The organism is Paraburkholderia metrosideri (assembly GCF_904848625.1).
Taxonomy (GTDB): Bacteria; Pseudomonadota; Gammaproteobacteria; order Burkholderiales; family Burkholderiaceae; genus Paraburkholderia; species Paraburkholderia metrosideri.
The window spans coordinates 1-25,119 of sequence record NZ_CAJHCP010000007.1 but is presented as its reverse complement, the minus strand read 5'-3'; the positions used below and the strand labels follow the sequence as shown (position 1 = coordinate 25,119).

Here is a 25,119-nt window from a genome sequence, read left to right as displayed (position 1 = left end):
CGGACTTTCCCTAGGCGGAAAACTATGCAGGAATGGCGACTTCAGGAATGAATTACCGGGAGTTTGGTACGCATTCCACATTTTATTTTTAAGGTAATACGGGCTAGTACTGATAAAGCTTTCGACGGATTTAAATTGAGGTGTTTTTAAAACAGAAAAGCCGGTCTGAAAGACCGGCTTTTCGGCAGAGAGACGGCGCAAAGCCGTCCGCATCTGAATGGAATTAGCGTTTCAAGCCAGCGTCTTCGGCAGCGCCGATGGCCAGGTTCATACACTGGATCGCCGCGCCCGACGCGCCCTTGCCCAGGTTGTCCAGACGCGCGACGGTCACGAAACGCTCTTCATTGCCGAACACGAACAGGTCGACACGGTTCGTGTCGTTATTCGCCTGGACGTCGAAGAAGCCGCTGTCGAGATTCGCTTCGGCGTCGAACGGTGCAACGTGCACGAACTGCTCGCCCGCGTAGTATTCGGCGAACAGCGCCTGCACGTCTTGCGGCGTGGCCTTCTTGGCCAACTGACCAGGCGAGAAGAAGGTGGTCACGGCCAGACCCTTGTAAAAGTCGCCGACGATCGGTGTGAAGATCGGCGCCGACTTCAGGCCGGTGTGTGCCGCCATTTCCGGCAGATGCTTGTGCGTGAGACCGAGCGCGTAAGGACGCGGGCTCTTGAGTTTGTCGTTGCCGCCAGCTTCGTAGTCGGCAATCATTTTCTTGCCGCCACCGCTGTAGCCGGTGATCGAGTAGGCGTGCGCGGCAAACTCCGGCGCCACCACACCGGCTTCGACCAGCGGACGCATGGCCAGCACAAAGGCCGACGCGTGGCAGCCCGGCACGGCGATGCGCTTCGCCGTGCGCAGACGTTCGCGCTGCGAGTGAGCCAGTTCGGGCAGGCCGTATGCCCAGTCGGCGGAGGTGCGGAACGCGGTGCTCGCGTCGATCAGCACGGTGCGGTCGTTCTCGACCAGCGAAGCGGATTCGCGCGACGCGACATCGGGCAGGCACAGGAACGTGACGTCCGACGCATTGATGAGACGGCGGCGCTCTTCGAGGTCTTTGCGTTTCGCTTCTTCGATACGCAGGATCTCTACGTCGGCGCGCGACGACAGGTATTCAAAAATCTTCAGGCCGGTCGTGCCTTCCTGTCCGTCGACAAAAACTTTCGTGCTCATCTCGATCTCACTCGCTTGCTGGAAACGGGGCGCGACACCGCGCCGGAACGTTATTTTAAGACCTCACGACGGCAGACGTGCGGAACGGGGCGAAAAAACGACGATGCGCGCTGAAAGTGACATCGGCGTGACCGGTTATGCGACAGATGCACACCGATGCCGTCTAGTTGACGACGAACTGCAGGGTTCGCGGTCTACATTGGCAAATCGATCTTGTCGGCGGCCTGTTGTGCGCTTGCTAAGCACGCTGACGGAGCTGCCAATGCCTTGGCCCGTTGGGTGGAATGGGCGGGAGCAGTCAAACGGCGCGCTGCGCGCCCGAAGCGTGGAGTCAGTTCAGGGCGGGCTGTTTTCACGCGCTGTTGCGCCACGCTATTCCGTAGCGCAGAACCCGCCCATGCCCCGCAGTTAGCCCGCGTTTGCAATCCACCTTGCCGTGACGCCAGCGACACGCACGCCAAACATTCGCGCGGTTTCCAGATCGCCCGCGGGCGGCGCTTCGTCGGGCGACGCATCCGCCGGCGACTGCGTGAGCAATCCGGTCGAGCCGCCCACATAGTTCAGGTCGTTGCGGGTCGCCGCCTTGGTATTCGACGGCATCATGCCGGTGCCCGCCCAGATCATGCCGTGCTGAATGGCGAGCGTGACGAAATACTGGATCGTCGAGAACTTGTCGCCGTTCATGGTTGCCGAGTTGGTGAAGCCAGCCGCGATCTTGTCTTTCCATGTCTGGCCAAACCATGGTTTTGAACTGGCATCGGCGAATTTCTTGAAGTCGGCCGATGGGCCGCCCATGTAGGTGGGTGCACCAAAAATGATCGCGTCGGCTTCGCCCAGTTCGATCCAGCCGGCGTCATCGATATCGCCGACCGGTAGCAGCTTCGCTTGCGCGCCCGCCTCGAGCATGCCTGCCAGCACGGCCTCGGCGACTTTCTTCGTATGGCCATAGCCGCTGTGATAAACGATGACAATTTTTGACATGCAGCGCTCCGGCAAAGTGAGAGGGGAGGGAATATCACACGGCCATGGTGCACGGAGGCAGCCACGCCGCATCGAACGGCATGGTGTACACCGCTTAATCGCACCAACGGCACGTTAGCGCACGCACGTGACATCAACTCCGTGCACGCCGTAAGGTGATGCAAACGTCAGGTCAGGTTTTGCTCAGCACGCAGTGTTGCCCGGGTCAAAGCGCACGCTGCAGTGTGCCGGATTTCTTTGGCCGCTTATCGCCGGTAATTCACTTCAATCCGCGCACTGCCGAGCGCCGCGGTGCCAATTTCGTGATCGAACATCAGCGCGGGGCGCCCCTGCGCGAGGCGCAAATCGGACGTGCCCAATGCATAAACAGTAACGATATAACGATGCGGTTTGCCTGGCGGCGGGCACGGGCCGCCGTAGCCGTCGGTGTCGAAGTCGTTACGCGCTTCGACCGCGCCGAGTTTAGTCAGGAAGCCAGACGAACTGGCGTTCTCCGGCAAACTGCTGACGGTGGCCGGAATACCGGCCACGGCCCAATGCCACCAGCCACGTCCGGGTGCATCCTGATCGAACATCGTGACTGCAAAACTGCGTGTGCCGGATGGCGCATCGTGCCAGGTCAATTGGGGCGAGCGATTGCCGCCTTTGCAGTCGTCCTGATTGAAAACCTGCGGGGTTTCTACGTTGCCGCCGGACTTGAAACTGCTGCTGGTGATCGCAAAAGTGCCCTCGGCGAGTGCGCGGGGACCTGACACCGCGCATAGCGCAACACCCAGTATTGCGCCGGCAAAAGTCAGCGTACGGTAAGACGGTGAAACAAGCGAAACAACCAGGCAACGCGAGCGCATGTGCCGGTTCTCCTGTCAGGGCGCGAGGCGAATCCTCACGATGATTATTGTCCCTAATTTTTGCCCCAGGGTCGAATCAAGTCTAACATTAGCTCTCCGATGCATCATTGTTGTCTCGGGGGGCATGCATGTGAGGATGGGAATCGGCTATAGTCGAAGGAATTTTCCGCGTGCGCCGAGGAGTACGCGCCTGTCCCCGAAGTATCCAGAATTCAAAAAGAGATGTTAGACATTGTGGAGAGTGGTTTTTCTGTCAAGAGGAGGGCAATGCCAAATCCGCTCAGAGTGATAGTGGCCGACGACCATCCGGTGATCCTGTTCGGCGCGGAACACGCGTTGCTGAAGTTTCCCGGGCTGCAAATTGTCGGGCGTGCGCGGCAGTCAACAGAATTGATCAAGATGCTGCAGAACGACGCCTGCGATGTGCTCGTTACAGATCTGGCCATGCCCGGTGGCCAGTATGGTGACGGCTTGCCGCTCATTGGATATTTGCGTCGGAATTTTCCCAATCTGCCGATTGTCGTTCTGACCATGCTTGAGAACGCTGCGTTGCTTCAACGGCTACGCGAGTTGGGCGTGATTTCGGTCGTCAACAAATCGGATGATTTGAGTCATATCGGACTGGCAGTGCAACACGTCAGCCGCAACCTCGAATATATGAGCCCATCGGTCAAAGTCGCGCTTGATGCGCTGCGCATGAATTCCGGTGGCAAGAGCGATGAGGTGATGTTGTCCCGGCGCGAACTGGAAGTGGTGCGCCTGTTCGTATCGGGCATGACGATCAAGGAAATTTCCGAACAGCTGAACCGCAGCATCAAAACGATCAGCACGCAAAAGAACACAGCGATGCGCAAGCTCGGCATTGATCGCGATTCCGAACTGTTTCAGTACGCGCAAAGCAACGGCTTGCTGAACCTCTCGTCGCATTCGTCGGGAGAAAAAGGCGACGTGCCTCAATAAGTTATTTTTGCCCCGCGCCGCGCCGCGCCGCGCAGAAAACAGAAAGGCCGCCTGTCTCACGACAGGCGGCCTTTTTTCAACCAGTGCGCTTGATCCGCGTGACGCGACCGGGCTTACTGCGGCGTTGCGTTTGCGCCGCCGTGTGCTGCCGACCATTCAGCCGGTGCGTGCAGGAATTTTTCCACTTCGTCGAGCGTCTTGGTGTCGAAGTAGTTGTTTGCCTTCGCGACACGCAACACGTCCCACCACGTGGCCAGCGCGTGCAGGTCGACGTCGATGTCTTTCAGCACCGACACGCTTTCCTTGAAGATGTTGTAGTGGAACAGCACGAAGCAGTGGTTCACCGTCGCGCCAGCGGTGCGCAGCGCGTTGATGAAGTTGATCTTGCTGCGGCTGTCGGTGGTCAGGTCTTCGACCAGCAGCACGCGCTGACCTTCGGTCAACAGGCCTTCGATCTGCGCGTTACGGCCGAAACCCTTCGGCTTCTTGCGCACGTATTGCATCGGCACCATCAGGCGGTCGGACAGCCATGCCGCGAACGGGATGCCGGCGGTTTCGCCACCGGCGACCGCGTCGATCTGTTCATAGCCGACGTCGCGCAGGATGGTGGCTTCAGCCATTTCCATCAGGCCACGGCGCACGCGCGGATACGAAATCAGCTTGCGGCAATCGATATAAACCGGGCTCGCCCAGCCGGACGTGAAAATGTACGGTTTCTCCGCGTTGAAGTGCACTGCCTGAACTTCCAGCAGCATCTTGGCGGTCGTGTCGGAGATCGTCTGGCGATCGAAGCCTGTCATGGGCGGGATCCTTGGGTGTGAGCGGGGAGAAGCGGGCGCGGGGCCCGGTGGCGCAGCAAGCGAGGTATGCCGCGCCATGCTGGGCGGAATACGCTGCCGGACAGTGACGCCTGTTAGTGCGCCTGAAAGCGAATAAAGGCCGGTTTTTGCTACGCGCGTAGGCCGATATTTTACCCGAAATGGGTGCTTCCGAGGAGGCTGGCGTGCACCGCCGCCACGAATCACGCTTATAACGGCCATGCCGGGCAAGCTCGACGGACGAAAAAGACAACGTCATCCCACCCGACCTCTCACGTTTTTTGCCCGCTTGTGAGCAACCTGGGGCGCCTTTACACTCACGCGAATTTCCCGGGCGCCGCATGACGTGGCCGCTCACCTGACCTACGGAATGCTTTCAATGACTGCCGCCTCCTCCGCCACCGATACCCCCGTCTCCGCCCAGAAAGGCTACGCGGGTCGGGCTTTGATCGCCTCGGTGCTCGGTTACGCGATGGACGGCTTCGATCTGCTGATCCTCGGTTTCATGTTGCCGGTGATCGCTGTGGATCTGCATTTGAGTTCGACGCAGGCGGGTTCGCTCGTCACGTGGACGTTGATTGGCGCGGTCGCGGGCGGCGTGATTTTCGGCGTGCTCAGTGACTATTTCGGCCGCGTGAAAATGTTGACGTGGACAATCCTGATCTTCGCCGTCTTCACCGGATTGTGCGCGCTGGCGCAAGGCTATACCGATCTGCTGATCTACCGGACCATCGCCGGAATCGGCTTGGGCGGCGAGTTTGGCATCGGCATGACGCTGGTGGCCGAGGCCTGGCCGGCGTCGCAGCGGGCGCGGGCGTCGTCGTATGTGGGCCTCGGATGGCAACTCGGCGTGCTGGCGGCTGCGTTACTGACGCCGCTACTGTTGCCGTTGATCGGCTGGCGCGGCATGTTCGCGCTCGGTCTGTTGCCCGCGGTCGTGTCGTTTTTCGTGCGACGCCGCGTCGAGGAACCCGCGTTGTTCAATGAGCGCGTCGCGCGCGGCATGCGCAAGGCGCCGTTTAAATTGCTGGTCGCGGACGGCCGCACCACGCGCGCCAGCATCGGGGTCACGATTCTGTGTTCGGTGCAGAACTTCGGCTACTACGGTCTGATGATCTGGCTGCCGAGCTATCTGTCGAAAACATTTGGCTATTCGCTGACCCGATCCGGCGTGTGGACGGCGGTCACGGTGCTCGGCATGGCGGCTGGCATCTGGCTGTTCGGCCTGGCCGCTGACCGCTTCGGACGCAAGCCGACCTTCCTGTTCTACCAGGCGGGCGCCGTGGTGATGGTGTTCGTCTACGCGCACCTGAGTACGCCAATGGCGTTGCTGATCGGCGGCGCGGCAATGGGTGTGTTCGTCAACGGGATGATTGGCGGTTATGGTGCGCTGATTTCCGAGCTTTATCCGACCGACGCACGCGCTACCGCGCAGAACGTGCTGTTCAACATCGGTCGCGCGGTGGGCGGTTTCGGGCCCGTCGCGGTAGGCGCACTGGCCGCACGCTATTCGTTCGGCGTGGCACTGGTTTTTCTCGCGTCGATCTATCTGCTCGACATCTTCGCGACACTCTTTCTGATTCCCGAACGACGCGGCGCCGAGCTCGAATAAGCCCGCGCGATTTTCGCGTACACGCGACTTGTGAACGGTTCATGTCGCGACGGAAATAGACGCTATAACACGCGCCGATATGAGCATCGGCCGCCTGCGGCAACCGGTTCCTCTCATGCGGCGCCGCACCATAACCAGCCGGCGTTTCGCGGATGGTGAGCAGTGTTAACCACGCAGTCCAACGACGCTTTCGGGGTGTACACTGGTCGGCCCGCGAAGCACTCCGCACTGTTCTGTCCTCCGTCGCGGCTCGGCGCGTCGTCTATTCGGCGCACGCAAAATCCGCCTCGGTCGATTATCTATTCGATAGATGAATGCGACGTCAACGGTGTGGTGTGCCCGGCCAATTTTCTTACGTCTCGCAGGCTAAAAAAATGGACGAACAACTTAAGCAAAGCGCTCTCGCATACCACCAGAATCCGAAACCCGGCAAGATTTCGGTCACGCCAACCAAGCCCTTATCGAATCAGCTCGATCTGTCGCTCGCTTACTCGCCGGGCGTCGCCGCAGCCTGTATGGCGATCTACGATGAACCGCTCGACGCACAGAAGTACACGTCGCGTGGCAACCTGGTCGGCGTGATCACGAATGGCACGGCGGTGCTCGGCCTTGGCAATATCGGCCCGCTCGCAGCGAAGCCGGTGATGGAAGGCAAGGGCTGTCTGTTCAAGAAGTTTGCGGGCATCGACGTGTTCGACATCGAACTCGCCGAGACCGACCCGGACAAGCTGGTCGACGCCATCGCGATGCTCGAACCCACGCTGGGCGGCATCAACCTCGAAGACATCAAGGCGCCCGAGTGCTTCTACATCGAGAAGAAGCTGCGCGAGCGCATGAAGATTCCCGTTTTCCACGACGATCAGCACGGCACCGCGATCATCGCGTCGGCGGCAATCCTGAACGGCCTGAAAGTAGTTGGCAAGAAACTCGACGAGGTGAAGCTGGTGTGTTCGGGCGCGGGCGCGGCCGCCATCGCGTGTCTGGATCTGCTGGTGAACCTCGGTCTGTCGAAGAAGAACGTTCTCGTCACCGACTCGAAGGGCGTGATCTACGAAGGTCGCGGCAACCTCGATCCGTCGAAGGAACGTTACGCGGCGAACACCGAAGCGCGCACACTGGCTGACGCGATTCGCGGCGCCGACGTGTTCCTCGGCTGCTCGAGCGCAGGCGTGCTGAAGCCGGAAATGGTCGTCGACATGGGCACTCAGCCGCTGATTCTCGCGCTGGCCAATCCGGAACCGGAAATCCGTCCGGAAGAAGCGAAGAAGGTTCGCCCTGACTGCATTATTGCAACGGGCCGTTCGGATTACCCGAACCAGGTCAACAACGTGCTGTGCTTCCCGTTCATCTTCCGTGGCGCGCTGGATGTCGGCGCAACCACGATCACGGAAGAAATGAAGCTCGCGTGCGTGCGCGCGATTGCCGAGCTGGCCGAAGAAACCGACCAGGGCGATGAAGTCGCGAAGGCGTACGAAGGCCACTCGCTCGAATTCGGCCCGGAGTATCTGATTCCGAAGCCGTTCGATCCGCGTCTGATCATCAAGATCGCGCCGGCCGTCGCACAGGCTGCGATGGATTCGGGTGTCGCGACCCGTCCTATCAAAGACATGGACGCGTATCGCGAAGAACTCGGCACGACGGTGTATCGCACCGGCATGGTCATGCGTCCGGTGTTCGCGGCGGCCAAGTCGGAACCGGCTCGCATCGTGTTCGCCGAAGGTGAAGACGAGCGCGTGCTGCGCGCCGCGCAATTCGTGCTGCTCGAAAAGATCGCCAAGCCGATTCTGGTCGGCCGTCCGTCGGTGATCGAGATGCGTCTGAAGAAGATGGGCTCGAAGTTGAAGTGCGGTGAAGACTTCGAGATCGTCGATCCGGAAGACGATCCGCGCTATCAGCAATGCTGGCAGGCCTATCACGAACTCGGCGCACGCGAAGGCGTCACGCCGGATGTCGCGAAGGCCGCGATGCGCAAGTTCAACACGCTGATCGGCGCGATCCTGGTGCGTTTGGGCGAAGCCGACGGCATGATCTGCGGGATGATCAGCCAGTACCACACGCATCTGAAGTTCATCGAGCAGGTGCTGGGCAAGGCGCAGAACGTGCAGAATTTCGCCGCGATGAATCTGCTGATGCTGCCGGGCCGCAATCTGTTCATCTGCGACACGTATGTGAACGAAACGCCGACCGCTGAGCAACTCGCCGACATGACGATTCTCGCCGCGGGTGAAATCGAGAAATTCGGTATCACGCCGAAGGTTGCGTTGCTGTCGAACTCGAACTTCGGCAGCGCGCCGTCGTCGTCGTCGCAACGCATGGCGGCGGCTCGCAAGCTGATTGCCGAACGCGCACCTTCGCTCGAAATCGACGGTGAAATGCATGGCGACGCCGCATTGTCCGAAGCGATCCGCAAGGCCGCGTTCCCGGGCACGACGCTGAGCGGCGAAGCGAATCTGCTGATCATGCCGAACGTGGAAGCCGCGAACATCACGTACAACATGCTGAAGATGATTGGCGGTGAAGGCGTAACGGTCGGCCCGTTCCTGCTGGGCGCTGAAAAACCGGTGCATATTCTGACGCCGGCCGCGACCGTGCGTCGGATCATCAACATGACGGCGGTGGCTTCGGCTAACGCGCGCAAGCCGGTGAAAAGCAAGTAATCGGTGAGTGATGGCGCGGCGGGAAAGATGCCGTGGCGCTTTCAACGCACGAAAAAAAAGCGGTTGTCCGTGAGGACAACCGCTTTTTATTTCCGTCGAGTCAAACCGGACTCAAGCCGCGTGCTGCGTCTTTCCCGTTTCCGGTGAACGCCAGCGCGCCAGCAACTCGTTCCATTTGATCCGCACGCCCTTCAGGTTGTTCTCCTTCACGTGGCCGTAGCCGCGAATACCCTCCGGCAGGTTCGCGAGTTCAATCGCCAGATCGCGTTTCTGCGCAGTCAGTCCGCTGATCAGTTCGCGTACCAGTGCTTCGTATTCGCCGATCAACGCCCGTTCGGTACGACGCTCTTCTGTCTTGCCGAAAACATCGAGCGCAGTACCGCGCAGGAACTTGAGTCTGGCAAGCACGTGCATCGCGCTGAACACCCACGGGCCGTACTTCTTTTTAATCAGATGGCCATGAGCGTCTTTCTTCGAGAACGTCGGCGGCGCGAGGTGAATGTGCAGTTTCCAGTCGCCCTCGAAATTCGCTTTCAGTTTTTCGATGAATGCCGGATCGCTGTACAGACGAGCGACTTCGTACTCGTCCTTGTACGCCATCAGCTTGTGCAGATTCTTCGCGACGGTTTCAGTCAATGGCAACTGAGCGTCGGGTGAATCGAGCGTTGATTCCGCTGCACGCACCTGCGACACCAGCGCGCGATACCGCTGCGCATAGGCATCGTTTTGCCACGCAGCGAGGTAGTCGGCGCGCTTGTTGATCAGCGTGTCGAGCGCCTTTGGCGTGTGCAGAGCGATGATCTTGCTGCTCGTCGTTTCCTCCGCGGCGCCTCGTCCCTGCGATTGCGCGAGCCTGCGAACTCCAGCGAGATCATGTGCGGCACGGCGACCCCATTCGAACGCGGCGCGGTTCTTTTCGATCTGCACGTTGTTCAACTCGATTGCGCGCATCAGCGATTGATACGTCAACGGCACCCAGCCTTTCTGCCACGCATAGCCGAGCACGAACGGATTCGTATAGATCGCATCGCCGAGTAGCGCGACGGCGAAGTGATTTGCATCGACCGTATCGACACCTTCGTCGCCCGCACCGGCACGCACGTCGGCCTCCGTGCTGCTGCCCGGAAAGCGCCAGTTCGGATTCTTGATGAGTTCGGCGGTCGGCGTATGGGCGCTGTTCAGCACCACACGCGTGCGACCGGCCTGCATCCGCGACACGCATTCGTCGCTGGCCGTGACGATCGCATCGCAGCCGATCACCAGACTCGCTTCGCCCATCGCGATGCGGGTTGCGTGGATGTCGGCCGGATGGTTCGCGATCTGCACGTGACTCATCACGGCGCCGCCTTTTTGCGCGAGGCCGGTGACGTCGAGCACGGTGACGCCCTTGTTCTCCAGATGGGCGGCCATGCCGAGCAAGGCGCCGATCGTCACGACACCCGTTCCGCCGACGCCCGTCACCAGTACGCCATAGGGGTGATCAATTGCAGGCAGTTCCGGTTCGGGGACCGGCGGCATCGCGTCGCCCGCAATGCCGGAGGTCGCCTTCGGCTTGCGCAACTGACCGCCTTCGACCGACACGAAGCTCGGGCAGAACCCGTTCACGCACGAAAAATCCTTGTTGCAGGTCGACTGATTGATCTGCCGCTTGGTGCCGTATTCGGTATCCAAAGGTTCGACCGACAGGCAGTTCGACTTCACCGAGCAATCGCCACACCCTTCGCACACAGCCTCGTTAATCACGACACGCCGTGCCGGATCGGGATAAGCACCGCGTTTCCTGCGACGACGCTTTTCCGTCGCGCACGTCTGGTCGTAGATCAGGATCGTCGTGCCCGACACTTCGCGCAGTTCGCGCTGCACTTCGTCGAGCTTGTCGCGATGGTGGATATCGATACCCGGCGCAAGACCGACGTTCGCCGAATATTTCTCCGGCTCATCCGTGACGATGACGATTTTCGACGCGCCTTCAGCGGCAAGTTGATGCGTGATTTGCGGCACGGTCAAGACACCGTCGACGGGCTGGCCACCCGTCATCGCGACCGCATCGTTGTAGAGCAGCTTGTAGGTGATGTTGGCTTTCGACGCGATCGCCGCGCGAATCGCCAGCAGCCCGGAGTGGAAATAAGTGCCGTCGCCGAGATTGGCGAACACGTGTTTGTCGTTGGTGAACGGCGCCTGGCCGATCCACGCGACGCCTTCGCCGCCCATCTGGCTGAACGTGCTGGTGCTGCGGTCCATCCAGACCGTCATGTAATGGCAGCCGATGCCGGCCATCGCACGCGAACCTTCCGGCACATTGGTCGACGTGTTGTGCGGACAGCCCGAGCAGAACCATGGTTTGCGCTCGGCTTCGACGCGCGGTCGAGCGAGCGCTTTTTCCTTGGCTTCGATCACCGCGATGCGCGTGGCGATACGCGCGCGCACGTCGGAGGGCAGGTCGAACTTGTCGAGCCGAGTGGCAATCGCCTTCGCGATGATCGCGGGCGACAGTTCGTAGTGCGCCGGCAGCAGCCAGTTGCCCATCGGCACCGACCATTCGCCGCCTGCGCCATCTTTTTCGTCGAACTTGCCGAACACACGCGGACGTTGCGCGTCGGGCCAGTTGTACAACTCTTCTTTGATCGCGTATTCGAGGATCTGGCGCTTTTCCTCGACCACCAGAATTTCGTCGAGTCCCTTCGCGAAGCTGTGCGCGCCTTGCGCCTCGAGCGGCCACACGCAACCGACCTTATAGAGCCGGATACCGATGCGCGAGCAGGTTTCGTCGTCGAGACCGAGATCGGTGAGGGCCTGGCGCACGTCGAGATATGCTTTGCCGCCGGTCATGATGCCGAAGCGCGCGTGCGGCGAATCGATTTCGATACGGTCCAGCTTGTTTGCGCGGACATAGGCGAGTGCGGCGTACCACTTGTAGTCGAGCAGACGTGCTTCCTGCACGAGCGGCGGGTCGGGCCAGCGGATATTCAGCCCGCCGTCGGGCATCGCGAAATCTTCCGGCAGAATGATTTTCGTGCGATGCGGATCGATATCCACCGAAGCCGACGATTCAACCACGTCGGTCACGCACTTCATCGCGACCCACAGGCCGGAGTACCGGCTCATCGCCCAGCCGTGCAGACCGAAGTCGAGATATTCCTGCACGTTCGACGGGAACAGCACGGGCAGCCCGCATGCCTTGAAAATGTGTTCGGACTGATGCGCGAGCGTAGAGGATTTAGCTGCGTGGTCGTCGCCAGCGAGAACGAGAACGCCGCCATTTCGCGCGGAACCCGCGGAGTTGCCATGCTTGAAAACGTCGCCGGAACGGTCGACGCCAGGGCCCTTGCCGTACCACATCGAAAACACGCCGTCGTATTTGGCGCTGGGGTACAGATTGACCTGTTGCGAACCCCAGACGGCGGTCGCCGCGAGGTCTTCGTTGACGCCGGGCTGGAACACGACCTGGTGCGCGGCGAGATGCTGTTTCGCCTTCCACAGTGATTGGTCGAGTCCGCCGAGTGGCGATCCACGGTAGCCGGAAATAAAACCGGCGGTATTGAGGCCGGCGGCCCGGTCGCGTTCCTGTTGCAGCATCGGCAGGCGGACCAGTGCCTGGATGCCGCTCATATACGCGCGGCCGCGTTCGAGCGTGTATTTGTCGTCGAGCGTAACGGACGTCAGCGCGGCTTCGAGCCTGGCTCGCTGACCGGCGTCTAGCGGGGCATTCATTATGTGTACTCCTCCACTCAGCTTGGGATCACCAAAACTTTTTTGGGGCCGGCAGCATCTTGTGAATGCGTTGGGCCGGGACCGTCATATTGACGTGTTTTAAGCGATGGTAGCACTCGGAGAAACCCGCCGCGTTGCGTTAAAAATGCCGCAATGCAGCGTGATTCGCGTGTAATGTCGACGGCTTTTTGGTGGTGGTTGCTTATTTCTTGGGCGGTCCTGTAACAAGCTGTAAAAGCTAAAAAATTAAGGAACCGTGGTGCAAATTGCTGTCTAAACGGCACCTGTGAGCAATGTCTACGCAACGCTTCACATTCTGTGGAGCTTCAGGACAACAGGGTAGTTAGAAAAGGAGTACGCATGAACACTAGAAATATCCAGACCTTCCTGATGGTCTCAGCTGCATTCTTCGCCATGAGCGCCCCGGTGCGCTCCAACTCGGGCAGCGCGGGGGCGCTGTCGAACGCGATTAGCCGTACGGCTCAAGTCGCTCCCGCAAGCGTGGCTATGGCGCGTGTCTCGCGCTCCACGAAAACGGACGAGGAAGACCAGAATTCGTGATGTGCCGCCCATGCGGTGTATTGATTGATAACCAGTTGCTGTTCTAGCCAGAACGGCAGCGCAAGTAAAAAGGGCGGGGATCGTGAGATCCGCGCCCTTTTTATTGGTGGTCACTGACTGTTCTGGTCTAGCTGCCACATGGCAACCGTCAATTGCCAGTTGTCAGGCTTTATCCTGCACCACACCCCGCCGAATCTGATCCAGCTCTATCGATTCGAACAATGCCTTGAAGTTGCCCTCGCCAAAACCCTGATTGCCCTTGCGCTGAATGATCTCGAAGAAGATCGGCCCAATCTGGTTTTCGGTGAAGATCTGCAGCAGCAGATCATCCGGCGCACCATCTATCAGAATCTTGCGCTTACGTAGTTCGTCGAGCGGTTCGCCATGATCCGGCACGCGGCGGTTAACCAGCTCGTAGTAAGTGTCGATCGTGTCGAGCAGCGAAATGTTGGACGCGCGCAAACCATCCACGGTACGGTAGATGTCGTTGCTGCCAAGCGCGATATGTTGAATACCTTCGCCGTGATACGCGTCGAGATACTCCTGAATCTGGCCGGCGGTATCCGATCCTTCTTCGTTGATCGGAATGCGGATCTTGCCGCACGGCGAGGTCATCGCCTTGGATTTCACGCCCGTCACCTTGCCTTCAATGTCGAAGTAACGCACTTCGCGGAAATTGAACAGGCGCTCATAAAACTCCGCCCATTCCTGCATGCGTCCACGATGCACGTTGTGGGTCAGGTGATCGATGTAGGTGAGGCCATGGCCGACGGGATTGGGATTCGCGCCGGGAATCGGCTCGAAGTCGACGTCGTAAATGTCGATGTTGCCAATGCTGTTCGGCTCCGCGCCGTTCTTGCCGCGCCAGCGGTCGACGAAGTAAATCAGCGAGTCGCCAATTCCCTTGATGGCCGGAATGTTCAGTTCCATCGGACCGGTCTTGTTGTCGAAGCCCCACGCGCCTTTTTCCAGCGCCTGTTTGTAGGCTTTGGCCGCGTCCTGAACGCGGAACGCGATCGCGCAGATCGAAGGGCCATGCAGGCGCGTGAAACGTTGCGCGAACGAGTCCTGCTCCCCGTTGACGATAAAGTTGATCTCGCCCTGACGATACAGGGTCACATCTTTATGACGATGTTTCGCGACGGCGGTGAAGCCCATCTGTTCGAACAGCTTGCCGAGTGCCTTTGGGTCCGGCGCGGTGTATTCGATGAATTCGAAACCGTCGGTGCCGACCGGGTTATCCCAAGTTGAAACCCTCATTGCGTGTCTCCTGATTTGCTCGAGTGGGGAATGTGCGCTTGATTGCGACTGAATGACGCAAGTGTAGATTTCCCATGGCGACGAAAACTTGCGAACTTAATTGCCTATCGTTACGCTGGCGCTATTTTCTAGCTCGATTTATCGATCGGACGGCAGAATATGGCTCACGTAGAAATAGACGCAATTGATCGGCGCATTCTCGCGATCCTTCAGGAGAATGGACGGCTGTCGAATCAGGAGATCGCCGAGCGCGTCAACCTGTCGCCCAGCCCCTGTCTGCGGCGGATTCGGCGGTTGGAAGAGAGTGGGGTGATTCGCGGCTACGTTGCGTTGCTCGATGCGCAATTGCTGGGGCTCGACCTGCTCGCCTATGTGAACGTGCGATTGGAAAAGCGCGGTGGGTCGGCGCTGAGTCCGCGCGGCGATGTCACCCATGCCGACTTGTTCCGTGCGGCGGTCCAGACATGGCCGGAGGTGGTCGCGTGTCACGCGATGACCGGCGATATGGATTATCTGCTGCGAGTCCAGGTCGAGGACATGGCGCACTTTTCGCGTTTCGTGCAGGACCAGTTGCTGCACCATCCGTCGGTGATCGACGTGAAGTCGAGCTTCTCACTGGAAAAGTTTAAGGAGACGACGGCGCTGCCCATCTTGTGAGCGATGCGCTTTGAACGTGAAGGCGCATGAACGTCAGAACGAAAAAAAGCAGCCCGAGGGGCTGCTTTTTCATTTCGCCGAAGCTGCTATCGCTGCGTCAGTCCAGACTTTTCAGGCCGCAGCGGCCGTCGGCATGAACGACTCGAACAACTTGGATGCCTGGCGGGCCTGGCGCTTGAGCGCGTAGTCGAACACCGCAGCCTGTTCCTGAAGCATCTCAGCGATGATGCTCGTTTGATCCGCCGGCGACAGCGTCAGATAAGCGTCGGCTTCGCCATACGCGTATTCGATCTTCATGCCGGCCTTCTTCGCGATGTGCATCATCGTCGAATTGCGCGACAGGCAGTGGATATAGAGGGTCGTGACGTGCGTATTGCGGCTGCGAATGGCGGCGCGCTCAAACAGCTTCGAGCCGATACCCTCGCCGCGTGCACTTTCCAGCACCGACACGCCGAATTCCGCCGTGCGCTTGTCGCCTTCAGCGGGGAGATAGGCAAGATGCCCGACGCCACTGAGTTCCAGCTTGCTATTGAAGACGCCGAAAACGGTGTCGCGCGTGAAATCAATGGCGCGTACATAGTTTTCGATCACATGGTTAGGTACGACCTGGCCGAAGCGCAGCAGGCGGTCATCTTCGTCGAGTGCGAGGAAGTGGGCCAGCAGGCGGTCGCGGTCGATGGCGGTGAGCTCACGGACCAGAACAGGCGCACGCCCTGCCGGCCGCGATACGCGATCGTGCGCGACGATCTGCTCGGCGGTGCGGGTTGTCAGAATGTTCATGGTCGGGTTCTCCTTTTGATCGAGCGGCGTGGTGCACCGCAAAAACGATTTTAGCGGAAACCGCTAGCGATCACTAGGGAAAACCCGTATCTAATTCCGAAGAAGGTGACTAAAAAAATGGGGCGGCATTTTTAAATTTATGATTTATAAAGAAAAATAAACTGAACGAGCGTTCGTGGCACGATGTCGCATATCAGCTGCACGGTTCCAGTGTTCTGCAAATTGCTGCTATGCATCAATCAAGAACGTGCCGGCGAGCCCAGACCGTGGTCCACCATATTCACCACCTGTTCGGCGAATTCACGGTAGCCCATGCGGCCGTCCGGCTTGAGCCACGTGAAGGTCCAGTTGATCATGCCGAACACCATCATCGTCAGGGCGGTCTGGTTGTCGCGCGTGGCCCGCTCCGGATAGGCGCGAGCCAGTTGTCGCGCGAAGGCCGCGACGACATCGCGCTGGCGGTTCAGGATGACTTCGCGCTGGGTGTCGACCAGATATTTGACGTCGTTCAGCAGCGCGACGTGCCGGCTGTGCGAGGTTTCATATTCGGACAGAAATGCACGGATCAACTCGGCGAACGTCTCATGTTCGCTGAGGCCGCGGCGCTGGCTTGCGCCTTCCACCTCGGCGATGATCAGCATCAACCGTTTTGTGTACCTATCCAGCAGGTCGAACAGAATCGCTTCTTTGCTCGCGTAATAGTGGTACAGACGGGCTTTCGACGTGCCGCTCGCGGCGGCAAGATCGGCCATCGACGTGCTGGGGTAACTGGTCTGCGCAAATTTTGCCGCAGCCAGTTCGAGGATCTGCTCGCGTTGGGTTTCGTGGTCGGGGGCTCGGGTGCGGGCCATAGTCGTCTGTTTTATTAGTGTGGACAGGGGGTGAGCGCCGAGCTCAATTCCAGTGTGCGCCAGGCGTTTGCGTCGCCGCGTAGCCGGATGCGCCGGATTGCGGCCAGTTCGCGCAGCCGCCACAGCACAATCGTGTCACTGACCAGAAAGTGGAGTTCGGCGCTCATCACGTCGGCGGCGATCCGCGCGGCGGGTTGCCACCCGTCGGTAATGCGATCGAGAATCAGCGCGTCCAGTTCGGCGAAGGTGCCGCTCTGGAACGTGTTGTCACGCCAGCGCCGCGTCTCGCCGTTCGCGTGTTTGACTTCCTGCCATTCGAGCGCGAGCCGGCTGATGCGCAGCACGGAGATCGGCGCGGCGTCGGGCAGACGGGCCTGTAATACCGCCGGCGCAAACATGCCGACCGAGGTCGCGCGGTCTTTGCGGCTATGCGCCCATGCTCCCGGATCGGTGAGATCGCGAATCGACAGACGCACTTCATTCAGACGCTGCGGGCTATTGCGAAGGTGATAGCACACGCGGCGCAGCATCAACTGGTCTGACGCACTGTCGGCGTGCCACACCACCAGATTGGCTTCGCCGCGGGCGATTGTCTCCAGAGCCGCCGTCTGTTCGCGGCATTCGCGGACGAAATCGCGCCGGGTGTCCGCGCTGACACGGTCCCAGAAGTTCGCGCGCAATTCCGCCACGTCGTCTATGCCGCGTAACGGACCGACCGCCAGATCGTCACGCAACGCGTGCACGCGATCGTCGCGGCCCGCTTCGGCGAGCGCGGCGCGCAGTGACTCGGCGGCGACATCGCCATTGGTGAGGTGGATCGTACTCATGGGAAGTGGCTGGGCGTGGCAATAACAAAAGGGGCCGCCCGTCGACCGGAACAGATGTCCGGACGCGAGCGGCCCCTAGTGTAAGCGGATCGCGGGACTGCTGAAAGCGCTATGGATGTCGCACCAGGCACGGCCACTGCGCGAGATTCAACGCTCGTCGTAGCTCACCACCACGCGGTCGCTGATCGGATGGCACTGGCACGTCAGCACGAAACCGTCGCGAATTTCATGTTCTTCCAGCGTGTAGTTCTTCTCCATCTTCACTTCGCCTTCTAGCACTTTCGCGCGACACGTGCAGCAAACGCCGCCCTTGCACGCGTACGGCAACGCGAGACCGGCACGCAGACCGACATCGAGCACGCTCACGCCCTGATACGGCAGGCGCAGCTTGCGACGCTTTCCGTCGAGCACGATTTCCAGGTCCGCGGCCGGCGTGTTTTCGGTGATTTCGACGGGCGGCACGCCCGCTTGCGGCAGCGGCGAACCAAAGCGTTCAACGTGGACCTTGTCGGCCGGCACGCCAGCGGCTTTCAGCGCGGCTTCGGCGGCGTCCATCATCGGGCCGGGGCCGCAGATGAATGCTTCGTCGATTGCCTCGGCGGGCAGCAGGTTTTCGATAAACGCTGCGCATTTTTCCTGATCGAGCACGCCGTTGAACAACTCGACGTCCTGCAAATCGTCGGACAGCACGTGATAAAGCACGAACCGATTCATGAAGCGGTTTTTCAGATCTTCCAGTTCTTCCGCGAACATGATCTGATCGACGCTGCGGTTGCCGTACACCAGCGTGAACGTGCTGCGCGGCTCGACTTCGAGCGTCGACTTGATGATCGCCAGCACCGGCGTAATGCCCGAGCCCCCTGAGAAAGCGAGGTATTGCTGGCCCTGATCGGCGTTCAGATGGGTGAAAAAGCGACCGTCAGGCGTCATCACGTCGATCGTGTGGCCGGGCTGCAGCGTGTCGAACGCGAAGTTCGAGAACCGCCCGCCTCGCACGCGCTTGATACCGATGCGCAACTCACCGTCGCGGTCGTAATCGGTGACGCCGACGCAGATCGAATACGAGCGGCGCGTTTCCTCACCGTCGATGTGCGTTTTCAGCGTGACGAACTGGCCCTGCGTGAAGCGATAGTGATCGCGCAGTTCGGCGGGGACTTCGAAGGCAACCGAAACGGCGTCGACGGTTTCGGGCCGAACTTCACGAATACGCAGCGGATGAAATTGCGGAGTGGCCATATCAGTATGGTTTGAAGTAGTCGAAGGGTTCGCGGCAGTCGAGGCAGCGGTACAAGGCTTTGCAGGCGGTCGAACCGAATTGCGCGAGACGCTCGGTGTGAGCCGAGCCGCAGCGCGGACACGCAGGCGCGGGCAACGAGCGCGGCACGAAGCGCATGACCTTTTCCTGCGACGGCGCAGCCGAGCCGCAATTGCCCGTGGGCGGCGCGATGCCGTAGTTGCGCAGCTTTTCGCGGGCGTCGGCGGTCATCCAGTCGGTGGTCCACGCGGGAGCCAACACGGTGGCGATGCGATACGGCACGAGGTTGGCGACGTCGAGCGCGTGGCCGACATCTTCAGCAATCTGCGACATGGCCGGGCAGCCGGAGTAGGTCGGCGTGATGACGACTTCGAGCGTGCCGTCGACGTCGCGGCGCACATCGCGCAGAATGCCGAGTTCGCGGATCGATACCACCGGGATTTCTGGGTCGGGTACCGCTTCGAGCACGGCCCACGCACGTTCAAGCGTGGGGTCGGCGGCGTGCGGAGCTGTCGAGGTTGTCGTCATCGTCGGAGTGCCGTGGGTTACCAGGTCGCGCCGGGATGCTGGCGAGCGAGGCTCTGCATCTCTGCCAGAACGAAGCCCATGTGCTCGGAATGCTCGCCGTGCTTGCCGGTCGTGATGTGTTTGACCGCATCGGGGAGCGTCAACGTGGCTTGCTCCAGCGTCGCGCGGACATCGTCGAGCCAGGCCGCTTCGAGGTCCGACGTTTTCGGGCCGATGCCGGCGGCTGCGATGGCGTCTTCCACTACGTCCGCGCTGAAAAACTCACGCGTGTACGGCAGCAGATAATCCAGCGCGGCTTGTGCGCGGCGGTGCGATTCGTCGGTGCCGTCGCCGAAACGGATCAGCCACTCGCTCGCGTGATGCACGTGGTAGCTGGTTTCCTTGATCGACTTCGACGCGATTGCCGCGAGTTGCGCGTCAGCGGAAGTAGTCAGCGCCGTCCACAAATGCGCCATCAGCGTCGAGTACAGAAAGTTGCGCACGATCGTGACCGCGTAATCCTTTTCGGCCTGCGCGGTACCGCACAGCGGGCCGAAATGCGGCAACTCGGCCAACGTGTAGTTGGCGAAGTCACGCTCGGCGCGAAAGTACGCGTAGTCGTCTTCCGTGCGCGTCTTGCCGTTGAGCTGCTGTTCGAGCGTGGCGGCGTGCGTGTATAGCAGACGCGCCTGGCCGATCAGATCGAGGCTCATGTTCGACTGCGCGATGTCTTCTTCGAGGATCGGGCCGTGGCCGCACCACTCGGTATTACGCTGACCGAGGATCAGCGCGGTATCCGCGAGACGCAGCACGTATTGGAGATGTTGGGGCGTCGGGTTCATGGCGGCGCTTACATGTGGTTGACTTCGTCGGGGAGCGTGTAGAACGTCGGGTGGCGATAAATCTTGTCGCCAGCCGGTTCGAACAGCTCCGCCTTGTCTTCCGGCGCAGACGCCGTGATCGCCGACGACGGCACCACCCAGATGCTCACGCCTTCCTGGCGGCGCGTGTAGACGTCGCGCGCCATGCGCAGTGCCATCGGCGCGTCGGCGGCGTGCAGGCTGCCGCAGTGTTTATGGTCGAGTCCCTGCTTGCTGCGCACGAAGACTTCCCAAATCGGCCATTCCTTGTTCATTGCTGCTCTCCTGATTCTTTGTCCGGTACGTCGCTCGGGTTAGGCGGCGTGCTGTTGCGCACGCTGGCGTTGCTTTTCAGCGTGGGCGAGGGCGGCTTCGCGAACCCACGCACCTTCGTCATGGGCTTTGACGCGGGTAGCGAGGCGTTCGCGATTGCACGGGCCGTCGCCATTGACGACCCGCCAGAATTCTTCCCAGTCGATGTCGCCGTAATCGTGCTGGCCGCGCGCTTCGTTCCATTTCAGGTCCGGGTCGGGCAGCGTGACGCCGAGTACCTTGGCCTGATCGACGGTGGCGTCGACGAATTTCTGGCGCAGGTCGTCGTTGGAAATGCGCTTGATGCCCCATTTCGACGACTGGTTGCTATGGATCGAATCTTTGTCGCTCGGACCGAACATCATCAGCACCGGCCACCACCAGCGGTTCACCGCCTGCTGGACCAGCTCACGTTGAGCTTCGGTGCCGGCCATCATCGACATCAGCGCGTCGAAACCCTGGCGCTGATGAAACGACTCTTCCTTGCAGATGCGGATCATCGCGCGGGCGTACGGTCCGTAGGTGCAGCGGCACAGCGGAATCTGATTCATGATCGCCGCGCCATCCACCAGCCAGCCGATCACGCCGACGTCGGCCCAGGTGGGCGTGGGGTAATTGAAGATGCTCGAATACTTGGCTTTGCCCGAATGCAGTGCGGCGATCAGCTGATCGCGCGATACGCCGAGCGTTTCGGCCGCGCTATATAGATAGAGCCCGTGACCCGCTTCGTCCTGCACCTTGGCGAGCAGAATCGCCTTGCGTTTCAGGCTGGGGGCACGGCTGATCCAGTTGCCCTCCGGCAGCATGCCGACGATCTCCGAATGCGCGTGCTGCGAGATTTGCCGCACCAGCGTCTTGCGGTAAGCGTCCGGCATCCAGTCTTGTGCTTCGATTTTGCCGTCAGCGGCCATGACCGCGTCGAATTGGGTCTGCTCGGGCGAACTCGCGCCCGCCTCGAGCGACGCGACATTGCCGGGAATATCCAGGGATTGCGTGTACATGGGGACGCTCTCTGCGGAAGTTGTCTGTGTCGGCACAGTATAAACCAACCGACCGGTCGGTTTATAAATTTTTTGAGACCGATGAATCGTGGCGACAGGAAGAGGTCGGGGGTTGCTGCGGAGGCGTTTCGTTAGCGCTGCCGCCCCGCGCTCACACTTAACCTATAAAATTGCGAATTGGCCGCGATTTGCGGCCCATCTGCATCCCGGTATCTCATGTTACGTCTAAGCGAAATCAAACTTCCCCTCGATCACCCTGAGAATCTTCTCGAAGAGGCTGTCCGTGCCCGCCTGGCGGAACTCGGCGTGGGTAAAGAGGGGCTCATCCGCTACACCGTGTTTCGCCGCGCGCACGACGCGCGCAAACGCGCCGACATCAAGCTCACTTACATCGTCGATGTCGAGGTGACGGATGAGGCGGCTGCGCTCAAGCGGCTTGCCGACGTGCCGCACTGTGGCGTGACGCCGGACATGACGTACAAGTTCGTCGCGAAGGCGCCGGCGCAATTGACCACGCTGCGCCCGGTGGTGATCGGCATGGGGCCGTGCGGGCTGTTCGCCGGTTTGATCCTCGCGCAAATGGGTTTTCGTCCGATCATTCTCGAGCGCGGCAAGGCCGTGCGCGAGCGCACGAAAGATACGTTCGGGCTGTGGCGCAAGTCGGTGCTCAATCCCGAGTCGAACGTGCAGTTCGGCGAGGGCGGCGCGGGCACGTTCTCGGACGGCAAGCTGTATAGCCAGATCAAGGACCCGAAGCACTATGGCCGCAAGGTACTCGACGAATTCGTCCGGGCCGGTGCGCCGGAAGACATTCTGTTCCTGAGCCGGCCGCATATCGGCACGTTCCGTCTGGTCAGCATGGTCGAAAAGATGCGCGCGACCATTCATGAGCTGGGCGGCGAAGTGCGCTTCGAAACCCGCGTTGACGATATCGAGATTGACGACGGCAAAGTGCGCGGTCTGAAGTTGTCGACGGGCGAGACGCTCCGTTGTGATCACGTCGTGCTCGCGGTGGGTCACAGCGCACGCGATACCTTCGAAATGTTGAGCAATCGCGGTGTCTATATTGAAGCGAAGCCGTTTTCGCTCGGTTTCCGGATCGAGCATCCGCAGGGTCTGATCGATCGCAGCCGTTTCGGCAAGTTTGCCGGTCACAAACAGCTGGGCGCCGCCGACTACAAGGTGGTGCATCACGCCAGCAACGGGCGGGCGGTCTATAGCTTCTGCATGTGTCCGGGCGGTACGGTGGTGGCGGCGACGTCCGAACCCGGCCGGGTCGTCACGAACGGGATGAGCCAGTACTCGCGGGCGGAGCGCAATGCGAATGCAGGGATCGTGGTCGGCATCACGCCAGACGATTACCCCGGCGGTCCGCTTGCCGGCATCGCTTTCCAGCGCAAATGGGAAGAACGCGCGTTCGAGCTTGGCGGCGGCAACTATATGGCGCCGGGTCAACTGGTCGGTGATTTTATTGCGGGTCGGCCGTCTACGTCGCTCGGTTCGGTGGTGCCGTCGTACAAGCCCGGCGTGCATCCCACGGATCTCAGCACCGCGTTGCCCGACTACGTGATCGAGGCAATTCGCGAAGCGCTGCCGCAAATGGACAAGAAGATCGCCGGTTTCGCCATGCATGACGCCGTGCTGACGGGCGTGGAGACGAGAACGTCGTCGCCGATTCGCGTGCGTCGCCGGGACGATTATCAGAGCATGAACGTCGAGGGGCTGTATCCGGCGGGCGAAGGCGCAGGGTATGCCGGCGGAATTTATTCGGCGGCTATCGACGGAATCGAGGTTGCCGAAGCGCTTGCGTTGAACATGACTGGGGCGCGGGCGGGTTAATCAAGCTGGGCGCGGCGGCGTGCACGAGCCGCCGCCGCCGTCCGCGAGCACCGGTGTGATCGGGCACAATGCACGTTTGGCCTGAACCCTCCACCGACCATCCGAATGACCATTCGCACCTTAGTTGCTGCTTGCGGCGCGGCGCTGCTTGCCCAATTTGCTGTTTCCCCCACCGTTTTTGCCGCCGATGCACCCGGGCATTGGGTCGCTGCCTGGGCGACGGCGCTGCAACCCATTCCGCAGCGAGCCGATCTGCCGGCGTTGTACCGGGCGCCTGAGGTGGCTGGGCGCACCGTCCGCCAGATCATTTACCCGACGGTGTCGGGCCCATCCGCAAGAATTCACCTGAGCAACGAGTACGGCAAGACGCCGCTCGTGATCGACGATCTGCGCATCGCACGGTCGGGAGGTGGCGCGGCTGCTAGTGAAAAGGATTCGACGCACGTCACCTTCGGCGGCAAAAGCGGCGTGAGTATTCCGGCCGGCGGGGAGTTGGATAGCGATCCGGTTGCTATTGGAATCACAGAAGGCACGCCCTATGCCGTCAGTGCTTTCATGGGGCCGGAGCAGCGGATCGTGGCTTGGCATCGGGTATCGAACCAGGTCAACTATATTTCCGCGCCGGGTAACCATGCAGCGGACGCGTCGGCGGAAGCGTTTCGCGGACGGTTTACCCAGTACGTGTGGGTGACGGGACTGTCGGTCGAGGCGGCTGCGCCGATGGTTGCGGTTGCCGCGATCGGCGATTCGATCACCGACGGCATGCGTTCCAGCCTGAACCAGAATCGCCGCTGGCCAGACGCATTGGCCCGGCGGCTAGCCGAGACGGGCAACCGCTCGACCGCGATCGTCAATCTTGGAATCAGCGGAAACCGGCTGCTGAACGACTCCGCCTGTTACGGCGACGCGCTCGCGCGTCGCTTTGATCGCGACGTGTTGCGGCAACCGGGCGTCAAGACAGCGATTCTGCTGATCGGTATCAACGACATTAATTTCGCTGCGATGCCGCCCCGTGGCGGGCTCGACTGCGATTCCCCGCATACCTCGGTGACAGCGGCGGATCTGATTGCTGGCTACCAGCGGGTCATTGCCGCCTCGCGACACGGTGGCGTCAAGATATTTGGCGCAACGTTGACGCCGGCATCCCTGCCGGCAGAGCGGGAGAGCATTCGTCTCGCCGTCAACCAGTGGATTCGCTCCAGTCACGCGTTCGACGGCGTCGTGGATTTCGATGCCGCACTACGTGATCGGGCGCAACCTGACCGCCTTCAGCGCGCGTTTGACAGCGGGGATCACATCCACCCGAGCGATGCCGGCTACGCCGCAATGGCCGAAGCGGTTCCGATGGATGCACTGGTGAGTTCGACCCGTAAGTGAGTCGTCAAAAAAGATTCCGTTAAACCCTTGTCACGAGGCGCATGTTCACCTAAGATTCGCCTCCTCGTTTGCGAACGAGGGCCGCGGCAGAAACCAGCGGCTGTGACGTGAACAGGTTTTTAAGCGAAAGCGAAAAAATACTGTTGACGAAACGAAAAAGAGCCTTCATAATCTCGTTTCTCTGCTGCAGACGCAGCGACGCAGAACGAAGCGGTGCCGGGAAGTTGGAAGTGGGCGCTGCGGGTTTTGCGGATCGATCTTTAAAAATTAACAG

At 60.6% G+C, this 25,119-nt stretch carries 22 protein-coding genes; 7 read left to right on the top strand and 15 right to left on the bottom strand.

All coding sequences use genetic code 11. The features are described from left to right. Positions 1 to 223: 223 nt before the first annotated feature. The 3 genes from argC to LMG28727_RS16150 form a co-directional block, all read right to left on the bottom strand. Positions 224 to 1,171 carry an N-acetyl-gamma-glutamyl-phosphate reductase gene (gene argC / locus LMG28727_RS16160; protein ID WP_201643337.1) on the bottom strand — a complete coding sequence of 316 codons (948 nt, stop codon included), beginning with the start codon at positions 1,169 to 1,171 and terminating at the stop codon, positions 224 to 226. A gap of 408 nt (positions 1,172 to 1,579) precedes the next feature. Then, complete coding sequence (locus LMG28727_RS16155; protein WP_201643336.1) at positions 1,580 to 2,152, bottom strand: flavodoxin family protein; 573 nt, start codon at positions 2,150 to 2,152, stop codon at positions 1,580 to 1,582. A 245-nt stretch (positions 2,153 to 2,397) separates the two neighbouring features. Beyond that, on the bottom strand, positions 2,398 to 3,000 hold the full coding sequence (locus LMG28727_RS16150; RefSeq protein ID WP_201643335.1) for a YbhB/YbcL family Raf kinase inhibitor-like protein: 603 nt from the start codon (positions 2,998 to 3,000) through the stop codon (positions 2,398 to 2,400). Between the two features lie 267 nt (positions 3,001 to 3,267). Between LMG28727_RS16150 and LMG28727_RS16145 the strand changes: the two genes are divergently transcribed. Then, the gene (locus LMG28727_RS16145; RefSeq protein ID WP_201643334.1) at positions 3,268 to 3,960 is read left to right on the top strand and encodes a response regulator; all 693 of its coding nucleotides are present in this window, start codon (positions 3,268 to 3,270) and stop codon (positions 3,958 to 3,960) included. 113 nt (positions 3,961 to 4,073) lie between these two features. Here LMG28727_RS16145 and LMG28727_RS16140 read toward each other — a convergent pair whose 3' ends face one another. After that, positions 4,074 to 4,760 carry an orotate phosphoribosyltransferase gene (locus LMG28727_RS16140; RefSeq protein ID WP_074281967.1) on the bottom strand — a complete coding sequence of 229 codons (687 nt, stop codon included), beginning with the start codon at positions 4,758 to 4,760 and terminating at the stop codon, positions 4,074 to 4,076. Positions 4,761 to 5,157: 397 nt separating this feature from the next. On the opposite strand from LMG28727_RS16140, the gene LMG28727_RS16135 reads away from it, so the two are divergent. Together LMG28727_RS16135 and LMG28727_RS16130 are read left to right on the top strand one after the other, a co-directional pair. Continuing rightward, complete coding sequence (locus LMG28727_RS16135) at positions 5,158 to 6,390, top strand: MFS transporter (protein WP_201643333.1); 1,233 nt, start codon at positions 5,158 to 5,160, stop codon at positions 6,388 to 6,390. A 374-nt stretch (positions 6,391 to 6,764) separates the two neighbouring features. Then, positions 6,765 to 9,047 (top strand): NADP-dependent malic enzyme, encoded by a 2,283-nt coding sequence (locus LMG28727_RS16130; protein WP_201643332.1) that lies wholly within the window; start codon positions 6,765 to 6,767, stop codon positions 9,045 to 9,047. Between the two features lie 111 nt (positions 9,048 to 9,158). Here LMG28727_RS16130 and LMG28727_RS16125 read toward each other — a convergent pair whose 3' ends face one another. Then, complete coding sequence (locus tag LMG28727_RS16125) at positions 9,159 to 12,758, bottom strand: indolepyruvate ferredoxin oxidoreductase family protein (RefSeq protein WP_201643331.1); 3,600 nt, start codon at positions 12,756 to 12,758, stop codon at positions 9,159 to 9,161. Between the two features lie 360 nt (positions 12,759 to 13,118). Between LMG28727_RS16125 and LMG28727_RS16120 the strand changes: the two genes are divergently transcribed. Next, positions 13,119 to 13,319 carry a hypothetical protein gene (locus tag LMG28727_RS16120; protein WP_201643330.1) on the top strand — a complete coding sequence of 67 codons (201 nt, stop codon included), beginning with the start codon at positions 13,119 to 13,121 and terminating at the stop codon, positions 13,317 to 13,319. Positions 13,320 to 13,481: 162 nt separating this feature from the next. Here LMG28727_RS16120 and hppD read toward each other — a convergent pair whose 3' ends face one another. Then, entirely contained in the window at positions 13,482 to 14,579 is a 1,098-nt protein-coding gene (hppD, locus tag LMG28727_RS16115; RefSeq protein WP_201643329.1) for a 4-hydroxyphenylpyruvate dioxygenase, read from the bottom strand. A gap of 159 nt (positions 14,580 to 14,738) precedes the next feature. Here hppD and LMG28727_RS16110 point away from each other — a divergent pair, with 159 nt between their 5' ends. Next, a complete protein-coding gene (locus tag LMG28727_RS16110; RefSeq protein ID WP_201643328.1) occupies positions 14,739 to 15,236 on the top strand; it encodes an Lrp/AsnC family transcriptional regulator in 498 nt (165 codons plus the stop codon). Positions 15,237 to 15,347: 111 nt separating this feature from the next. On the opposite strand, the gene LMG28727_RS16105 is transcribed toward LMG28727_RS16110, so the two are convergent. The 8 genes from LMG28727_RS16105 to paaA form a co-directional block, all read right to left on the bottom strand. Continuing rightward, positions 15,348 to 16,016 (bottom strand): GNAT family N-acetyltransferase, encoded by a 669-nt coding sequence (locus tag LMG28727_RS16105; protein WP_201643327.1) that lies wholly within the window; start codon positions 16,014 to 16,016, stop codon positions 15,348 to 15,350. Positions 16,017 to 16,255: 239 nt separating this feature from the next. Next, positions 16,256 to 16,867 (bottom strand): TetR/AcrR family transcriptional regulator, encoded by a 612-nt coding sequence (locus LMG28727_RS16100; protein WP_201643326.1) that lies wholly within the window; start codon positions 16,865 to 16,867, stop codon positions 16,256 to 16,258. Between the two features lie 14 nt (positions 16,868 to 16,881). Further along, positions 16,882 to 17,694 (bottom strand): DUF1835 domain-containing protein, encoded by an 813-nt coding sequence (locus LMG28727_RS16095; protein ID WP_201643325.1) that lies wholly within the window; start codon positions 17,692 to 17,694, stop codon positions 16,882 to 16,884. Between the two features lie 147 nt (positions 17,695 to 17,841). After that, entirely contained in the window at positions 17,842 to 18,930 is a 1,089-nt protein-coding gene (gene paaE, locus LMG28727_RS16090) for a 1,2-phenylacetyl-CoA epoxidase subunit PaaE (protein ID WP_201643324.1), read from the bottom strand. A 1-nt stretch (position 18,931) separates the two neighbouring features. Next, positions 18,932 to 19,477 (bottom strand): 1,2-phenylacetyl-CoA epoxidase subunit PaaD, encoded by a 546-nt coding sequence (gene paaD, locus LMG28727_RS16085; protein WP_201643323.1) that lies wholly within the window; start codon positions 19,475 to 19,477, stop codon positions 18,932 to 18,934. A 17-nt stretch (positions 19,478 to 19,494) separates the two neighbouring features. Further along, the gene (gene paaC, locus LMG28727_RS16080) at positions 19,495 to 20,298 is read right to left on the bottom strand and encodes a 1,2-phenylacetyl-CoA epoxidase subunit PaaC (RefSeq protein WP_201643322.1); all 804 of its coding nucleotides are present in this window, start codon (positions 20,296 to 20,298) and stop codon (positions 19,495 to 19,497) included. 8 nt (positions 20,299 to 20,306) lie between these two features. Beyond that, a complete protein-coding gene (paaB, locus tag LMG28727_RS16075; protein WP_007179854.1) occupies positions 20,307 to 20,591 on the bottom strand; it encodes a 1,2-phenylacetyl-CoA epoxidase subunit PaaB in 285 nt (94 codons plus the stop codon). 39 nt (positions 20,592 to 20,630) lie between these two features. After that, positions 20,631 to 21,629: a 1,2-phenylacetyl-CoA epoxidase subunit PaaA gene (gene paaA, locus LMG28727_RS16070; RefSeq protein WP_201643321.1), complete on the bottom strand. Its 999-nt coding sequence runs from the start codon at positions 21,627 to 21,629 to the stop codon at positions 20,631 to 20,633. 216 nt (positions 21,630 to 21,845) lie between these two features. Here paaA and LMG28727_RS16065 point away from each other — a divergent pair, with 216 nt between their 5' ends. Together LMG28727_RS16065 and LMG28727_RS16060 are read left to right on the top strand one after the other, a co-directional pair. Beyond that, positions 21,846 to 23,468: an NAD(P)/FAD-dependent oxidoreductase gene (locus LMG28727_RS16065; protein ID WP_201643320.1), complete on the top strand. Its 1,623-nt coding sequence runs from the start codon at positions 21,846 to 21,848 to the stop codon at positions 23,466 to 23,468. A gap of 105 nt (positions 23,469 to 23,573) precedes the next feature. After that, positions 23,574 to 24,845, top strand: a complete 1,272-nt coding sequence (locus LMG28727_RS16060) for an SGNH/GDSL hydrolase family protein (protein ID WP_201643319.1) — start codon at positions 23,574 to 23,576, stop codon at positions 24,843 to 24,845. Between the two features lie 49 nt (positions 24,846 to 24,894). Here LMG28727_RS16060 and LMG28727_RS34195 read toward each other — a convergent pair. Continuing rightward, on the bottom strand, positions 24,895 to 25,119 hold a 225-nt coding region (locus tag LMG28727_RS34195), incomplete at its 5' end, for a hypothetical protein (protein ID WP_236591956.1).

What these genes read in the sequence shown, in the direction of transcription:
- argC (WP_201643337.1), bottom strand. Translation starts at nt 1,171, where the DNA reads ATGAGCACGAAAGTTTTTGTCGACGGACAGGAAGGCACGACCGGCCTG.
- LMG28727_RS16155 (WP_201643336.1), bottom strand. Translation starts at nt 2,152, where the DNA reads ATGTCAAAAATTGTCATCGTTTATCACAGCGGCTATGGCCATACGAAG.
- LMG28727_RS16150 (WP_201643335.1), bottom strand. Translation starts at nt 3,000, where the DNA reads ATGCGCTCGCGTTGCCTGGTTGTTTCGCTTGTTTCACCGTCTTACCGT.
- LMG28727_RS16145 (WP_201643334.1), top strand. Translation starts at nt 3,268, where the DNA reads ATGCCAAATCCGCTCAGAGTGATAGTGGCCGACGACCATCCGGTGATC.
- LMG28727_RS16140 (WP_074281967.1), bottom strand. Translation starts at nt 4,760, where the DNA reads ATGACAGGCTTCGATCGCCAGACGATCTCCGACACGACCGCCAAGATG.
- LMG28727_RS16135 (WP_201643333.1), top strand. Translation starts at nt 5,158, where the DNA reads ATGACTGCCGCCTCCTCCGCCACCGATACCCCCGTCTCCGCCCAGAAA.
- LMG28727_RS16130 (WP_201643332.1), top strand. Translation starts at nt 6,765, where the DNA reads ATGGACGAACAACTTAAGCAAAGCGCTCTCGCATACCACCAGAATCCG.
- LMG28727_RS16125 (WP_201643331.1), bottom strand. Translation starts at nt 12,758, where the DNA reads ATGAATGCCCCGCTAGACGCCGGTCAGCGAGCCAGGCTCGAAGCCGCG.
- LMG28727_RS16120 (WP_201643330.1), top strand. Translation starts at nt 13,119, where the DNA reads ATGAACACTAGAAATATCCAGACCTTCCTGATGGTCTCAGCTGCATTC.
- hppD (WP_201643329.1), bottom strand. Translation starts at nt 14,579, where the DNA reads ATGAGGGTTTCAACTTGGGATAACCCGGTCGGCACCGACGGTTTCGAA.
- LMG28727_RS16110 (WP_201643328.1), top strand. Translation starts at nt 14,739, where the DNA reads ATGGCTCACGTAGAAATAGACGCAATTGATCGGCGCATTCTCGCGATC.
- LMG28727_RS16105 (WP_201643327.1), bottom strand. Translation starts at nt 16,016, where the DNA reads ATGAACATTCTGACAACCCGCACCGCCGAGCAGATCGTCGCGCACGAT.
- LMG28727_RS16100 (WP_201643326.1), bottom strand. Translation starts at nt 16,867, where the DNA reads ATGGCCCGCACCCGAGCCCCCGACCACGAAACCCAACGCGAGCAGATC.
- LMG28727_RS16095 (WP_201643325.1), bottom strand. Translation starts at nt 17,694, where the DNA reads ATGAGTACGATCCACCTCACCAATGGCGATGTCGCCGCCGAGTCACTG.
- paaE (WP_201643324.1), bottom strand. Translation starts at nt 18,930, where the DNA reads ATGGCCACTCCGCAATTTCATCCGCTGCGTATTCGTGAAGTTCGGCCC.
- paaD (WP_201643323.1), bottom strand. Translation starts at nt 19,477, where the DNA reads ATGACGACAACCTCGACAGCTCCGCACGCCGCCGACCCCACGCTTGAA.
- paaC (WP_201643322.1), bottom strand. Translation starts at nt 20,298, where the DNA reads ATGAACCCGACGCCCCAACATCTCCAATACGTGCTGCGTCTCGCGGAT.
- paaB (WP_007179854.1), bottom strand. Translation starts at nt 20,591, where the DNA reads ATGAACAAGGAATGGCCGATTTGGGAAGTCTTCGTGCGCAGCAAGCAG.
- paaA (WP_201643321.1), bottom strand. Translation starts at nt 21,629, where the DNA reads ATGTACACGCAATCCCTGGATATTCCCGGCAATGTCGCGTCGCTCGAG.
- LMG28727_RS16065 (WP_201643320.1), top strand. Translation starts at nt 21,846, where the DNA reads ATGTTACGTCTAAGCGAAATCAAACTTCCCCTCGATCACCCTGAGAAT.
- LMG28727_RS16060 (WP_201643319.1), top strand. Translation starts at nt 23,574, where the DNA reads ATGACCATTCGCACCTTAGTTGCTGCTTGCGGCGCGGCGCTGCTTGCC.